The organism is Oceanobacillus kapialis, assembly GCF_044790185.1.
Classification (GTDB): Bacteria; Bacillota; Bacilli; order Bacillales; family Amphibacillaceae; genus Oceanobacillus_B; species Oceanobacillus_B kapialis.
Genome location: NZ_CP085256.1, coordinates 2,620,291 through 2,635,379, shown reverse-complemented (window position 1 = coordinate 2,635,379; position 15,089 = coordinate 2,620,291). Strand labels below are relative to the sequence as shown.

At 39.3% G+C, this 15,089-nt stretch carries 13 protein-coding genes and 1 riboswitch; of the genes, 10 read left to right on the top strand and 3 right to left on the bottom strand.

Annotated elements, in window-relative coordinates; all coding sequences use genetic code 11:
- Window positions 1-30: 30 nt before the first annotated feature.
- The 3 genes from LG273_RS13750 to LG273_RS13740 all read right to left on the bottom strand — a co-directional run bounded on the left by LG273_RS13750 (window position 31) and on the right by LG273_RS13740 (window position 2,831).
- Window positions 31-273 (bottom strand): hypothetical protein, encoded by a 243-nt coding sequence (locus tag LG273_RS13750; protein ID WP_404454450.1) that lies wholly within the window; start codon window positions 271-273, stop codon window positions 31-33.
- Between the two features lie 2 nt (window positions 274-275).
- Entirely contained in the window at window positions 276-521 is a 246-nt protein-coding gene (locus LG273_RS13745; RefSeq protein ID WP_404454447.1) for a hypothetical protein, read from the bottom strand.
- Between the two features lie 465 nt (window positions 522-986).
- Window positions 987-2,831 carry a methyl-accepting chemotaxis protein gene (locus LG273_RS13740; protein WP_404454444.1) on the bottom strand — a complete coding sequence of 615 codons (1,845 nt, stop codon included), beginning with the start codon at window positions 2,829-2,831 and terminating at the stop codon, window positions 987-989.
- A 389-nt stretch (window positions 2,832-3,220) separates the two neighbouring features.
- Window positions 3,221-3,305: riboswitch (cyclic di-GMP riboswitch) on the top strand.
- Between the two features lie 139 nt (window positions 3,306-3,444).
- On the opposite strand from LG273_RS13740, the gene motA reads away from it, so the two are divergent.
- The 10 genes from motA (at window position 3,445) to LG273_RS13690 (ending at window position 15,008) form a co-directional block, all read left to right on the top strand.
- Complete coding sequence (gene motA / locus LG273_RS13735; RefSeq protein ID WP_404454441.1) at window positions 3,445-4,230, top strand: flagellar motor stator protein MotA; 786 nt, start codon at window positions 3,445-3,447, stop codon at window positions 4,228-4,230.
- Window positions 4,223-4,999 (top strand): flagellar motor protein MotB, encoded by a 777-nt coding sequence (motB, locus tag LG273_RS13730; RefSeq protein WP_404454438.1) that lies wholly within the window; start codon window positions 4,223-4,225, stop codon window positions 4,997-4,999. The genes motA and motB overlap by 8 nt, the downstream gene beginning before the upstream one ends.
- A 15-nt stretch (window positions 5,000-5,014) precedes the next feature.
- Window positions 5,015-5,482 carry a chemotaxis protein CheX gene (locus LG273_RS13725; protein ID WP_404454435.1) on the top strand — a complete coding sequence of 156 codons (468 nt, stop codon included), beginning with the start codon at window positions 5,015-5,017 and terminating at the stop codon, window positions 5,480-5,482.
- Window positions 5,483-5,514: 32 nt separating this feature from the next.
- Window positions 5,515-7,497, top strand: coding sequence for a chemotaxis protein CheW (locus LG273_RS13720; RefSeq protein WP_404454432.1), 1,983 nt, complete (start codon window positions 5,515-5,517; stop codon window positions 7,495-7,497).
- A gap of 12 nt (window positions 7,498-7,509) precedes the next feature.
- Window positions 7,510-7,968 carry a chemotaxis protein CheW gene (locus LG273_RS13715; protein WP_404454429.1) on the top strand — a complete coding sequence of 153 codons (459 nt, stop codon included), beginning with the start codon at window positions 7,510-7,512 and terminating at the stop codon, window positions 7,966-7,968.
- A gap of 25 nt (window positions 7,969-7,993) precedes the next feature.
- Window positions 7,994-8,350, top strand: a complete 357-nt coding sequence (locus tag LG273_RS13710) for a response regulator (RefSeq protein WP_379561979.1) — start codon at window positions 7,994-7,996, stop codon at window positions 8,348-8,350.
- 34 nt (window positions 8,351-8,384) lie between these two features.
- Window positions 8,385-10,094 carry a methyl-accepting chemotaxis protein gene (locus LG273_RS13705; RefSeq protein ID WP_404454425.1) on the top strand — a complete coding sequence of 570 codons (1,710 nt, stop codon included), beginning with the start codon at window positions 8,385-8,387 and terminating at the stop codon, window positions 10,092-10,094.
- 108 nt (window positions 10,095-10,202) lie between these two features.
- The gene (locus LG273_RS13700) at window positions 10,203-10,838 is read left to right on the top strand and encodes a response regulator transcription factor (RefSeq protein WP_404454422.1); all 636 of its coding nucleotides are present in this window, start codon (window positions 10,203-10,205) and stop codon (window positions 10,836-10,838) included.
- A 98-nt stretch (window positions 10,839-10,936) separates the two neighbouring features.
- Entirely contained in the window at window positions 10,937-12,631 is a 1,695-nt protein-coding gene (locus LG273_RS13695; protein ID WP_404454419.1) for a methyl-accepting chemotaxis protein, read from the top strand.
- A 373-nt stretch (window positions 12,632-13,004) separates the two neighbouring features.
- Complete coding sequence (locus LG273_RS13690) at window positions 13,005-15,008, top strand: LTA synthase family protein (protein WP_404454416.1); 2,004 nt, start codon at window positions 13,005-13,007, stop codon at window positions 15,006-15,008.
- Window positions 15,009-15,089 lie beyond the last annotated feature (81 nt).

The window sequence follows — 15,089 nt, the reverse complement described above, 5'->3', positions numbered from 1 at the left end:
TAGTCGAGAATACTGGGTGTGAACACTTAGTTAAAAGGATAGGATCCAAAACTTTTCTGCCTTTCTGATAGATAGAAGGATAGAACGTAGTGAAATAAGTGTGGCTAGCGGAACGTAAGTAATTTCCATTAATTTTAAAGTTAGGTCTCTAAGTATATTTAATTTCCATTTTCGATATTCTCTTTGTGATTCACCGAAATGCTCTTGATAATAATAATTTTTACTCCGGTTGGCTCCTTTACTAATATAGCCATCCCCGAGTAGGCTACCCAATATTACTTGTTCTTGATAGTATGTCGGTTGAAAAGTAGGTATATTTCCTTCATACCAGATTCTCCTTCTGTCCCCTTTAAATCCCGCTGTATATTTAGAAGGTACTCTTTTGACTTATGGATATTATTTTTCTTGGCTATATACCGAACCTTATGTGGTAAAATTTCTAATTGTTGTGCAATAACTTTGGTTGGAGTAATCGGATAATGGCTTTTAATGAAGCCTAGTATATTTACTTTGGTATTCATAAAAACAACCTTACAAGAAGGAAATTTTAAGAAACATTTTTTACGAACCATTAAAGTTTGTAAAGTATTAAGAAAGAGCAGGGAGACTATGCTCCCTGTTAACAATTAGTAAAGTGAATTTCCGAGACAATAGTGACAATTATCAAAACCTTCTTGTTTAGCTTTAGCATAAGTATCAGGGGGAATGTTTTGATATGAAGAGTTTTAATCTCATCAATTTGACATGAAGTTTTCTCGTTATCTAAGTCATGAACTTCGTTTTTATTTGTATTTTCTATAAAACGATTTCTATTAAATGGGCTCCGTTGCCTTCTAGACTTAATAACACTTCCTTTATACCTGTATTCGGCAAATTTTGAATAAATCCTCCAACCTTTCTACAAATTCTCATAGAAATTTGTTGATTGCTTTACAAAGAAAGAGCCAACCCAAAGGTTGACTCTTTCATAACTTCTAATTCTAAATCTACAACCTAAACTGCTCCACAACCTCCAACAATTCCTCCGCCATAACCGACAACGAATTAGCAGAATCGGTAATTTCCTCCATTGAAGCAAGCTGTTCTTCAGTCGAAGCAGAAACATTCTGCGCTGCTCCGGATGTTGTTTCAGAAATCCCTGCAATGGTTTCAAATGTTTCAACAAACTGCTCGGTTCCTGAAGAAATTTCTTGAACCTTGGAAGCGACCTGCTGGATCTGGGTGGTTACGGTGTTTACGAATGATGTAATATCTGTAAACGATTGACCAGCCTGGCTCACAACCTCGATGCCACGATCCACTTCTGTAGTACCCGTCTCCATCGCTTTCACAGCCTCAACAGATTCACTTTGAATGGATTGAATCATATCTTTAATCTGCTCGGATGACTGGGAAGACTGCTCTGCAAGCTTACGCACCTCGTCTGCTACTACCGCAAAACCTTTGCCATGCTCACCAGCCCTAGCAGCTTCAATCGCAGCATTTAGTGCTAGTAGATTCGTTTGCTCAGCTATTCCCGTGATAACATCCACAATTTTACTAATTTCCATCGTTTTATTACCAAGTCCTTCAATATTTCCAGCGAGTTCATGTACCGTTTGCTTAATAAATTCCATCTGTCCTACTGTTGTTTTAATTGCCTTGTTTCCTGCAGCCACTACAGCCGTAGCATCAGCCGCAGTAGTCGAAACTTCATTAGAGCTTGAGGCAATCTGCTGAATAGAACCTGACATTTGTTGCGCCATTTTGGAACTAGAATCAATTTTGCTTGATTGGTCTTCTACGCCAGTTGCCACCTCTTGTATGGAATTCGTAATTTGTTCTGTGGCCACTGTGTTTTGCTGTGAACTTGCATTCAACTCCTCAGAAGAGGCAGCAAGATTATTTGCTTTGTCCCTTACCTGGACAATCACTTCGTTTAAATGTTTTCTCATTCGGTTAAATGCTTTTGCTAGTTGACCAATTTCGTCATCACTATCATTCGAAACATTAACTGTTAAGTCACCTCTACTCATCAAATCAGCAGCCTCAACAAGCTTATTAACGGGGCGTACAATAGAACGGATAATCAAAAGTACAACAGCAATTCCAATTGCGAGGGCAATTGCGATCACAATAAGCGTTGTATGTAAGATCGGTTGTACAGCATTTTCTACCTCACTTTGATACATCGTCCCAGCTATCTTCCAGCCAGTAGCTTCGTTAGTCGTGAAGGCTAGCTTTTTTCTATCCTCTTCAAGAGAGTAATCAAACATGCCCTTGTCAGACTCGTATAACTTAGTCATAAATGATTCCGTGGCTTCTGCTCCTGCCTCGTTTGTCGGATGAGTAATGTACCGACTGTTTCCATCAAGTAAGAATACATAACCTTCTTTACCGATTTTTATCTCATCAACCATTGCTGCCAAATGGTCGAGCTTCAGATTAGCCCCGATAACGCCTTGCCCGTCAGCTGTTGTTTTGGCAATCGTTACGACAACGACTTGGGTAGAATTAGATAGATAAGGTTCAGTAATAACGACCTTCCCTTTATTTTCCATAGCCAGTTTATACCAAGGTCGTTCCCGTGGGTCGTAATCTGCTGAATTCTTAAATGTGTCAGGAGATTTTAAGAAATCACCTTCTACAGTTCCTACATAAGTTTGTTCCACTTCCGTTTTTGAATCTTGAATTCTATCAAGCAATGTTTTTAATTGCTCTGAGTCGCCGTTAATAAGTGACTCTGCGGATATAGCATTGGATAGAAAGTCCACATTTTCCCTTTGTGCTTGAAGAAGCTGATTAATCGTCTGATCTACCATTTGTACGCTTTCCTGCGCAGTTTCTAACATACGACGATCTGTATTGTTTTTGGCGCTTTCATATGAAGTGTAAGCAATAATGCAACTAGGTATTAACAATATCAATAGAAAGGACAGAAATAGCTTATTCTTTAGACTGAACTTAAATTTTTTAAATTTGGGTTTTGACATGTGTATAAACACCAGCTCTCTAAGATGATTTAGGAATGTACATTCTCCAGTTATATCGACGGAAAAAATGATTTGTTAAGAGAATGTAAAAATATTATTGTTGGAAATAATTAGATAACTATATTCAAAACCCAACTGGACAAGGTTTAAGAGAACTGAACCAAAATTATATTCCCCACAACCCTAAATTATTTTCAAAATGGGTCGATATAAAGCATAGGTATTTTTAACTAATAGGAAAAACCAGTTCTAGAAAAAGGCAAACTGCTTGAAAGAGTAGGACGCAAAGCAAAGGGTCTAAGGTTGTTAAACTAGGATCGCCTGGCTGCCATAAAGAATTATCACGGATTCTTTGTTGGCTATTCTTTTTTCAGGATAGCGTTTTTAATAAGCGGAAAATAAGTTTCCTTCATCTTAAAGCAACCTACTAGTTAATCGTACAAGTGATACTAAGATAAAGGAGACATGTGAAATGGATAAAACGTCTTTGATTGGAATCGTGTTGGGTGTGATTGCAGTCGGTGTCGGAATGGTATTAAAAGGTGTGGGAGTAACTGCCCTTATAAATCCAGCTGCCATTTTAATCATTATAGTCGGAACAGCCGCTTCTGTAGTAATTGCTTTTCCAATGAGTACCGTTAAAAAAATTCCATCTCTGTTTAAGATTCTTTTCACGGAAGAGAAACAGGAAAGCACAAAGGAACTCATCATGACGTTTACCGAATGGGCAGACCAAACGAGAAAAGAAGGTCTACTATCATTGGAGAAACAAGTAGAAGAAACGGAGGACCCTTTCTTATCTTCTGGACTGCAGTTAGCGATTGATGGGCAACCGACAGAATTTATTCGTGAAGTTATGCTAGAAAAAGTCGATGCAATGGAAACGAGACATCAGGAGGGTGCTGCCGTTTTTTCACAGGCTGGAACGTATGCACCGACACTAGGTGTGCTTGGTGCTGTAATTGGTTTAATCGCAGCATTAAGTGACATGAACGATATAGATGCATTAGGTCATGCGATTTCTGCAGCTTTTGTTGCTACCTTGCTTGGAATTTTTACTGGGTACGTGTTGTGGCATCCATTTGCCAATAAGTTAAAGGAAAAGTCCAAAAAAGAAGTACAGCGTAAAGAAGTGATCGTTGAAGGAATCCTTTTCATTACAAACGGGGATTCTGCCATGATGGTACGCGATAAGTTAGGTTCCTATTTATCTACTAAAGAATTAATAGCACTAAGGCAGGAACAGCAGGATGCGTAGGAAGAAAAAAAACCACGAAAACCATGTTGATGAATCCTGGTTGCTACCCTATTCCGACTTGCTTACCCTGTTAGTTGCTTTGTTTATTGTATTATTTGCGATGAGTGAAATAGATTCTGAGAAGTATCAGCAGCTTTCCACCGTCTTTAAAGAGGAATTTGCTGGAGGTAGCAGCTTTATGGAAGAAAGCAATGCACCGAATCAATCGACTACAGATATTCCAGCAGAGGAAGAAAAGGAAAAAGAGCCAAACGAACAGGAACAACAAGTAAGTAAAGAAGACCAAGAGCTAGAAGAGCTTCAAACCATTCAGCAGCAAATTAATCGTTATATCCAAGATGAAGAGCTGGAAGAAGTATTTGATACACAGCTTACAGATGAGGGGCTATTGCTTACCATTTTAAATGATATCTCTTTTGATTCTGGAAGTGCTGAAGTAAAAGCTGAAGGACAAAAGCTTGCTCAAGATGTGTCAGAGCTTCTGTATACAGACCCACCACACCAAATCGTGATTAGTGGGCATGCGGATGATCGACCTGTAAACAATGCAGACTTCGCTTCCAACTGGGAATTAAGTGTCATGCGTGCGATTAACTTTATGGGGTTGATTTTAGAAAATGACAAGCTTGACCCAGGTAAGTTTAGTGCAAAGGGGTTTGGTGAACATCAACCAATCGCGCCAAACGATTCTGAAGCAAACAGAGCAAAAAACAGACGAGTAGAAGTACTCATTTTGCCGAATTATGATATATCCACAGAAGAACAATAAAGGGGAGATAAACAAATGACAACTACGACAGCCGATCAATCAAGCATAATCATTACACATTTACTAAATGGAACGAATACCACCATGAAATCCATTATCCCAGTTGAACAAACCATCTCAAAACCATCGTTACTGACAGAACCGCCGATCGTCGAATACGGCGTACTTATTGGAATCACCGGAGATATTAAAGGGAAGATTATGCTATCCGGCGATCCGGCAGTTTTCAGCGCAATCGGTGGTGCGATGTTTGGGATGGCTGTAGAGGGAGAGATGCTAGTTTCCTTTAGTGGAGAGCTTGGAAACATGTTAGCTGGTGGGATAGCGACCATTATTGTAAATGAAGGGTTGAAGACTGACATTACAGCACCAACCGTCTTACAAGGTTCCACGAAAATTTCTGGCTACAAAAAAGCAATTAAAATGACTGCAGGCTTTCAAAATATAGGTGAATTGACTATTATGTTTTTATTAGATAGCTAGTCTGTAAGAATGGAAGGAGAAAGGAAGGTTTTATGGATACAAATGATTATATTGAAGTGTTTTTAGATGAAAGTAATGAGCATTTACAGGCCGTAAATGACCAGCTATTAAAATTAGAAAAGCAATCCGATGATCTTTCCATTGTAAATGAGATATTCCGCTCAGCTCATACTTTAAAAGGTATGGCAGCAACAATGGGATTCGAGGACATTGCTTCCTTGACGCATAATATGGAAAATGTCTTAGACAAAATTCGAAACAGTTCCTTACAAGTGACAACAGAAGTAATTGATGTAACCTTCGCAGCTGTAGAGGCTTTAGAGGAAATGGTTGGATCTATTGCAGCAGGCAATGAAGGGAAAAAAGATGTGACAGATTTGATTGCGCGCTTAGAAGCAATTGAAAATGGAGAAAAGCCAGTAGAAGACACACCCACAGTAGAAGCAACGGTAGAAAACTTAGAACTTGATGAATACCAGCTAACGGTACTCGATCAGGCAAAAGAACAAGGCTTTGAAGCCTACCAAATGCAAGTGGTATTGGATGAAGGATGTATTTTGAAAGCAGCACGAGCTTATATGGTTGTAGAGGCGGTCGAACAGCATGGAGAAATTATTACCACAAACCCTGCTGTTGAAGAGTTAGAAGCTGGCGAGGTAGATCGTTTCTCTCTTATCGTGTTAACAAAGTCTCCTGCAACAGAGGTGAAGCAGAGCGTACATAATGTATCAGAAGTTGAATCTGCGGAAATTAGCCCATATGTTGTAGAAAAGCAGCCAGCACCTCAAGCAATAGAGGAAAGTGCGGCGACAATCGAAGAGACACCTTCTGAACAAAAAAGCCAAGAGACACATAAAGCTCACTCTTCCAAAACAATCCGCGTTAACCTTGAGCGGATCGACGATTTGATGAATCTATTTGAAGAAGTCGTTATTGACCGCAGTAGATTAGAAGACTTAGCTGCAGAAATAAAGAATGAGGCGCTTCAGGATACAGTCGAGCATATGTCCCGAGTTTCTGAGGATATGCAGAGCCTTATTCTTACCATGCGTATGGTACCAGTAGAGCAGGTGTTTAATCGTTTCCCTCGAATGGTACGTGGGCTGGCGAAGGATCTTCATAAAAATCTAGAATTGGAAATTGTCGGTGCAGATACGGAGCTTGATCGTACAGTAATTGATGAAATTGGGGATCCACTTGTTCACTTAATCCGCAACTCCATTGACCACGGAATAGAGTCACCGGAAGAGCGTAGAAAAGCAGGTAAGCCAGAAAAAGGCAGCCTTATTTTACGTGCTTTTCATAGCGGGAACCATGTATTTATTGAAATGGAAGACGATGGAGCGGGGATTAATCGGGAGAAGGTAGCTAAAAAGGCAATCCAAAATGGAATATTGAGTGAGACCCAGCTCGAAAAATTGACCGATCAAGAAGTGAATGAGCTTATTCTTGCTTCAGGGTTTAGTACTGCCGAAACGGTTTCTGACATATCTGGCCGTGGAGTAGGGCTTGATGTGGTGAAGAGCAAAATCGAATCACTTGGTGGCAAGCTTTCCATTGAATCAACACAAGGAAAAGGCAGTAAGTTTTCCATCCAGCTTCCACTAACATTATCCATTTTGTCTACGTTATTAATTGATGTGTCAGAAGAAATCTACGCGATTCCGCTATCTTCCATTATTGAAACACTCATGATTGATGAAAGTGAAATTATGGATGCACACGGCCAGAAAGTTATTGATTTCCGGGGAAATATTATTCCAGTCGTATCCTTGAAAAAGGTATTTAATGTTGCAGATGGAGCACAAAAGGATTCCACAATCCAAGCGATTGTTGTGGTTAAAAAAGGAAATAAACTTACAGGTATCTTAGTAGACTCCTTTATCGGTCAGAAAGAAGTTGTTCTGAAATCAATGGGGGCCTACTTAAAAGATGTGTTTGCCATCTCTGGAGCAACCATATTAGGGGATGGACGTGTAGCATTAATTCTGGATCCAAATGCATTAGTAAAGTAAGGGGGCTTCATGATGGATAACTTAAGGAAATTTATCGTGTTTACATTAAAAAATCAAGCATACGGGGTGGATGTACAACAAGTGCATTCCATTGAACGTCTGCAAAAAGTTACAGAGGTGCCAAGAACCGCATCCTTTATAAAAGGAGTCATCTACTTACGTGGTGCAACGATTCCAATTATTGATTTAAGAGAGCGCCTATGGATTGGCGAATCGGAAAATACAAATGATAGTCGTTATTTAATTGTCGAAACAAAAGGCATGCAGGTTGGACTTCTGGTAGATTCCGCGAATGAGGTTATGGATATAAGCTCAGAAGCAATCGAGCCACCACCTGAAATGATAGCTGGAGTGGACGCAAAATACTTAGAAGGTGTAGCCAAATTAGAAGAGGAGCTCCTAATCCTATTAGATTTGGAGCACATTTTGGATATAAACGAAGCAAAAGAAGTAGAAAAAGCAATCAACTAATTTATTTTTTTGGAGGTTTTTTATAATGGCAAGAATTTTAGTAACAGACGATGCAGCATTTATGCGTATGCAATTAAAAGATATTGTAACAAAGCTAGGACACGAGGTAGTTGGGGAAGCAGAAAATGGTCAAGTCTCCGTTGAGATGTACCAAGAGCTAAAGCCAGACCTTGTAACAATGGATATTACCATGCCAGAAATGAATGGTGTAGAAGCATTAAAGGAAATAAAGAAATTTGATGCAGATGCCAAGGTGATTATGTGTTCAGCGATGGGGCAGCAAGGAATGGTTGTTGAGGCAATTCAGGCAGGTGCTAAGGATTTTATTGTAAAACCTTTTACAGCAGACAGAATTAATGAGGCGTTATCAAAGGCCTTATAAAACATCGAGCTACATAGGGGAAGGAAATAGGGGAATGCGAAAAAAGTTTACGTTACGCAATGTGAAGATTGGCTGGAAATATGGCATTACGATTATTCTCGTTTTCATTCTAGTTGGCGCCTCAACAGCTCAAGTTTCAAAGCTACTTATGGATATTGGAGATAATGTAGAGAACGTCGATAAACGAGGCAATCAGGCGATTGATATCACCGAGATGGGGTCGATCACACAGCAAAAAGGGATCCCGATTGGGACATATAGATATAACCAAAGCAGTTTGTCCATTGAAGAGTACAATGTTTATATTGAGAAATTCAATGAGCTAGAACAAGCCATTCGAAATAGGATGAATACAACAGAGCAAAAGGAACTGTTTGATCAGATTGTTAATAGTGACACTGAATTAAATGAGCTTTTCCTTAATGACATAGTATCAGCATCAAACAGAGGAGATTATGCAACTGCAGCTCCTCTTGTTACCGAAGCACAAAGACTACGGTCTGATATCGTCTATCAGCTCGATGAGTTAAAAACAGTTATTAATGAAGAAAGTGACCAAGCAATCGCAGAAACAAAAGACTTGCAGGAACTTACTTTTGTGATCCAACTATCCGCTATGGTGGGATCGATCGTTATCGGTGGTGTACTTATTTTCTTCATAAGCCGGAGAGTTTCTCGTAACCTTGGACAGGTGGTTACAATTAGCAATCAAATTGCTGACGGAAATCTTGCTGTAGAACCGATGGATTATAAGGGAAAGGATGAAATAGGAAGATTGGCAACTGCTATTAACGGAATGGCTGCTAATTTACGGAATGTCATTCAACAGGTTGCTACGGTTTCACAGACGGTTAGTAGTCATAGTGAAGAATTAACGCAATCTGCAGGCGAAGTAAAAGCCGGAAGTGAACAGGTGGCCGAGACGATGCAGGAGCTTGCGAGCGGTACCGAAACGCAAGCAAATAATGCTAGTGATTTGGCAGAGGTCATTAGCTCCTTTACGACAAAGGTTCATGAGGCAAATGATAAAGGGGGGCTTGTTCAGCAAGCAACCAATGAAGTAATGAACATGACCGATGAAGGAAGCACCTTAATGGAAGATTCTACAAAACAGATGGCAGCTATTGATCAAATTGTGAAAGAAGCTGTGCAAAAGATGGAAGGCTTGGATGCACAGTCGAAGGAAATCTCTAAGCTTGTATCAGTGATTAAAGATATTGCAGAGCAAACGAATCTTCTTGCATTAAATGCCGCCATTGAAGCTGCACGTGCAGGGGAACAAGGCAAAGGATTTGCAGTTGTTGCTGATGAGGTGAGAAAATTAGCTGAGCAGGTATCGGTTTCTGTTACGGATATAACCAGAATTGTTACTGGTATTCAAACAGAATCAACTAGCGTAGCTCAGTCACTAGAAGCTGGTTATACCGAGGTAGAAAAAGGGACTACGCAACTCCGGACAACCGGGGAAACCTTCCAAGGTATTCAACTATTTGTAACCGAGATGACGAATAGTGTGAAGCAAATTTCTGATAATCTTTCGGAGATGGCAACCAGCAGTGAAGAGATGAACAGATCGATTGAAGAAATTGCTGCGATTTCAGAGGAATCAGCTGCAGGAGTAGAACAAACCTCTGCCTCCTCACAGCAAACGAGCAGTTCTATGGAAGAAATAGCAGGAAGCTCAGAGCAACTTGCTAAGCTGGCCGGTGAATTGAATGCGTTAGTGTCTAAATTTAGACTGTAATTTAAAAATAGAAAGATAATTGAATAGAAAGGGGGGTCGAACTATCGGCTCCCTTTTTGCATGCATAAATTTTAGTAGGAAATTATAACCACGAAGGAGAATAGAAGGGTGAAAAAAGTCACAGTGATTTCTCGTTCTGAACTGACAGATAACATTTGCCACGTATTAGAGGACAGCATTCCTAATTATTCAATCTCCTCTTATAATATTCTTAAACACGGGGGACTTCCAAAAGAAAAACTGGATATGGATTTAGCCATAGTTGAGTTAGGGATGGATACAAATATACAAGAAATTATTGCAAGTTTTAATAAATCTACTACGCTTATCGCTCTATTAATTAAGAAAATTAGTGCGAAAGATTTAACAGAACTTTTTCAAATGGGATTTGATGGTTATTTTCATAGCCGCATGGAACTAATGGAATATAGAATGGCTATCGAAGCAATTTTCAAGGGCGGACAATACGTCCATCCACAGTTGTGTCCTGTTCTAATGAGTGATTATATTCATAAATCAGCCAGGCTAGCACAAAGGCCATATGGCTTATTAAGTGATCAAGAATGGAAGATACTTGAGGGCATTGTACATGGAAAGAAAAATTCAGAAATTGCGGAGGAACTTTTTCTTTCCGCCTATACAGTAAATAATCATGTTGGCGCTATTCTAAGGAAACTAAATGTCGCTGATCGGACAAGCGCAGCAGTGAAAGCGGTTAAACATAAATGGGTTAGCACTCCATAATTAATTAAATATTTCTGCTTTTCTCCATCTACTACATACTATTCATTTTTCGCCGATATAGATAGGAAACGATTAATACATTTACAGAGGTGGATGACATGAAAAGTAAATTTGGCTTTAAGCGGATAAAGGGGAAAATCCTATTCGGATTTGGTATCGTTATTTTCTTAGTTGTATTATTGTCAGCTTATAATGCTTATACCGTTTATAGTACTAATGAGAATATGCAGGAAATGATAGACTACCAATTAGAATTACTTATTACAGAAGAAAAAATCACCCTTGATATGCAGCACCGCACCTCCTTATTACGGGGGTACTTGCTATATGGGGATGCTTCGATGAAAGAAGAATTTAGCGAGGGAATAGATTCCTCCATTGCATTAGAAAACAAGTTGCTCGAATTGGATGACTCCGAGGAAGTACAAACGCTAATGGATAAGAAGATAGAATGGGGCACTTTCACGGATGAAGTTATAGCAGAATACGAAAACGGAAATGTGGACAGAGCGATAGAGATGATGGCTCTATTTGTACAGCCATTAGAAGAGGAACTTATTCGAGAATTCCAAGAGATGGCTGCAGCGAGTGAAGAGGAAATGCAACAGCTAGGCAGTCAGATTGTAGACCATAGCCGAGTCAATTTTTGGGTGACGACTGGAATAGCAGGTCTTGTGATCCTTGCTGGTATCACCATTGCCCTAATTACATCCAATAAAATTACAAAACCGATCGTAAATGTGATGCAGCGCATGAAGGAAGTGGCTTCAGGGAATCTAAAACATGAACCACTTACCGCTACAACAAATGATGAAATAAGTGAACTTATCACTGCGACAAATACCATGACCACAAACACAAGGGACATGCTAGTAAAAATAGGCGAAGTTTCTGAAACGGTGTCCAATCAAAGCGAAGAATTAACCCAATCAGCAGATGAGGTTAAAGCTGGTTCTGAGCAAGTTTCCATTACAATGGAAGAATTGGCTAATGGGACAGAAGAACAGGCAACGAATGCAAGCGACTTATCTTCTGTGATGGCCACCTTTACGAAAAGCATCCAAGAAACGAATGAGAACGGGGAAAACATTCAAGCAACCTCCAAAGACGTGCTTGCTAAAACAAAAGAGGGAACTAGCTTAATGGACGCCTCAAGAGATCAAATGATAAAAATTGATCAAATCGTTCGTGAAGCTGTGGAAAAGGTGCAAGGTTTAGATCAACATACCCAAAACATTACCCAGCTTGTTTCAGTAATTAAAGATATCGCTGAGCAAACAAATTTGCTGGCACTTAATGCTGCCATCGAAGCATCGCGGGCAGGGGAAAATGGAAAAGGATTCGCAGTAGTAGCGGACGAAGTGAGAAAGCTGGCAGAGGAAGTGGCAAAATCCATAACAGGTATTACAGAGTTTGTCACAAATATCCAAAACGAAACTCGGACCATTTCAGTTTCGCTAAATGATAGCTATAAAGAAGTAGAACAGGGTACAGAAAAGATTCAATCCACCTCAGAGACCTTTACGGAAATTAACCAGGCTGTCGGCACAATGGTAGATCGTATCCAAGTGATTTCCACTAACCTTGCAGACCTGACAGGAAAGAGTAGCAGCATGAGTCATTCAATTGAAGAAATTGCCGCTATTGCCGAGGAGTCAGCAGCAGGTGTGGAAGAAACCTCAGCTTCTTCTGAACAAACAAGTAGTGCCATGGAGGAAGTAGCAAACAGTTCTAAGCAGCTTGCGAACTCAGCAGAACAATTAAATAGCTTAATTGCAAGGTTTACGGTTTAATAGATAATACACGAATTAAAAAAGGAAAGACGAATGGAGGAGAGGTTAGCAAAATCCATTCGTCTTTTTTTTAGGTTTATGAAAGGCCAATAGTGGGAAATACATGCCTTAGTATGTTAAAGCACTTCTTTTTCACAGCATGCTAGTAATAACTCCCACCAGTTTCAGGCTCCGATTTGTTCAAAACGAAACAATAGGCAAATTGTTCTATTTTTTGTCACAAGCCACATGAAAAGGCTTACTGTAGCTGTGTACAAGCAGTTTAGGATGATATACCCATTTCGAGATTACTTTGACCAATAGCAATAAGTAAGGTATAATAAAAAATCGTTGTAATGTTAATTAAATGTAAAGAAAACAAGAGGTGAAGAAAGTGAAGAAATTAATATCTACGAAGATGGGATTCTTCGCTATTGCTGTAATCTTACTCTGGATAAAAACGTATATAATCTATAAAACTGAATTTAATCTTGGTGTTAGTGGAGCAATGCAGGAGTTTCTATTATTCTTCAATCCGCTAAGTTCTGCACTCGTATTTCTAGGGCTTGCCTTATTCGCGAAAGGAAAGAAAGCAGGACTGTTTATCATCATTATTGACGCGATCATGACATTTATCGTTTATGCAAATGTTGTGTTCTATCGTTTCAACAGTGATTTTATTACGATTCCAACCTTAATGCAGACAGACAACTTTGGCAGCATTGGTGGGAGTATTGCAGATTTAGTCCAAATGCATGATTTGCTTTATGCATTAGATCTTGTCTTACTAGTAGTCCTGTTTGTTAAAATGAAGACGAATTGGTCTATGACTAGAATGAAAATACGTAAGCCATTAACCGTTTTGGCAGCTGGTGTGATTGCCTTCTCTGTTAACCTTGGCTTGGCAGAAGCTGACCGTCCACAATTACTGGAGCGGACATTTGACCGTAACTATGTTGTGAAATATCTTGGTGCTTATAATTTCACAATCTATGATGCTATTCAAAGTGCTAAAACATCAACGCGTCGAGTTCTTGCCGATAGCGATGATATTACAGAAGTAGAAAACTATACAAAATATAATTATGCTGAACCAAATGAGAAATATTTTGGAAAAGGAAAAGGGAAAAATATTATTAAGATTCATTTAGAATCTTTCCAATCCTTTTTAATAGATTACGAGTTACATGGTGAAGAAGTAACACCGTTCCTGAACTCGCTTGTGCATGATGAAAGTAAAAACTTTACGTATTTTGATAACTTCTTCCATCAAACAGAGCAAGGTAAAACTGCTGACTCTGAATTAACAATGGATACGTCATTATACGGATTGCCACAAGGTGCCGCATTTGTAACGAAGGGTACAAATACGTATCAATCATTGCCAGCCATATTAGATCAAGAGTTTGGCTACACGAGTTCTATATTCCATGGTGACGGAAAATCATTCTGGAACCGTGACGAAGTGTATAAACACTTAGGAATTGACGAATTCTACCATGAAGATTTTTATAATATGAGTGAAGAAAATGTTATTAACTATGGACTAAAGGACAAACCATTCTTTAAAGAATCCATGCCTTATTTAGAAAATATGGAGCAGCCGTTTTATGCTCATATGATGACCTTGACCCATCACCATCCTTATTTAATAGATGAAGAGGATGCTAGTATTGAACCAGCAGAAACGGGTGATGGATCTGTTGACCGTTATTTCCAGACTGCACGTTATCTTGACGAAGCATTGAAGCAGTTCTTCGATGATCTGAAAGAAAAAGGCTTGTACGAAGATTCTATTATCATGATTTACGGTGACCATTATGGAATTTCCGATAACCATAACCGTGCCATGAAGGAAATCACAGGAGAAGAAATCACACCATTAAAGAATGCTGAACTGCAACGTACCCCATTCTTTATTAAGGTTCCTGGTGTTGACGGGCAAGGGGTTAACCACACGTATGGTGGACAAATTGATGTAATGCCAACTATGCTTCATTTAATGGGAATTGAAGCGAAAGACTATATTCAATTCGGAACAGACTTATTCTCTAAGGAGCATGAAGAGGTTGTTCCGTTCAGAAGCGGAGACTTTATGACACCTGAGTATAGCTCTGTGAACGATGTGTTCTATGATAATGAAACAAAAGAGGTTATCGAAAACCCTACAGAAGAAATGAAAAAGCAAAAAGAAGAAGTTCTGAAGGAGCTTGCCTTGTCAGATGAAGTCCTTTATGGGGATCTATTAAGATTCTATACACCTAATGATTCATGGACTCCTATAGACCCATCTGAATACTTCTATGGCACACCAGAAGAAGAAGAAATAACAAAATCATCCGAAGCAGAGGATGTAAAGCAGCCTGAAGATATTCAGGATACAGAAATAGAAAAATAATGAGTAGAAGGGCACTGACATTTTGTCAGTGCCCTTTTTAAATGGCTAGAGGAAAAGTAATTTAGTAGTTCTCACTCCATT